This window comes from Paracoccus sp. S4493 (assembly GCF_000967735.1).
In the GTDB taxonomy this organism is placed as follows: domain Bacteria; phylum Pseudomonadota; class Alphaproteobacteria; order Rhodobacterales; family Rhodobacteraceae; genus Paracoccus; species Paracoccus marcusii.
The window spans coordinates 1-458 of the sequence record NZ_JXYF01000321.1; the positions used below are offsets into that span (position 1 = coordinate 1).

2 pseudogenes are annotated in these 458 nt (G+C 70.5%); both read right to left on the reverse strand.

The annotated features are described in order from the left end of the window. A pseudogene (locus TW83_RS22175) lies at positions 1–140 on the reverse strand (response regulator); the annotation flags it as partial. 7 nt (positions 141–147) lie between these two features. Beyond that, positions 148–458, reverse strand: a pseudogene (locus TW83_RS17420) (winged helix DNA-binding protein); the annotation flags it as partial.

The window sequence follows — 458 nt, forward strand, 5'->3', positions numbered from 1 at the left end:
CCCGCCAGCAGGCGGCGCGCCTGGACCGCGTCGCGGGCCATGGTGACCATGTATCCGTTCTTGCGCAGGAACCGCCCCAGCAGCGCGCGGATGCGTTCGTCGTCGTCGACGATCAGCAGGTGGCAGTCGGTATGCGTCATGGCGGCCTCAGCGGTCTTCGGGAAGATCCTTAAGCGCCTGATACTGCGCCCGGGTCTCGGGGTCCATCATCGCTTCCAGAACCTGGCGGAACCCCGACACGGCCTGGGGCCCGGCATTGCGATAGGCGGCGCGCATCCGTGCCCGCTGCGCCTCGGACAGGCGGCGTTCCAGGGCGGTGCCCTTGGCCGTCAGGTGCAGCTGGCGTTCGCGCCGGTCGCGGCGGCCGATGCGGCTGTCGACCAGCCCGTCCTCGATCAGGGTGCGCAGCACGCGGTTCAGCGACTGCTTGGTCACGCCCAGCACCGCCAGCAGCGAGG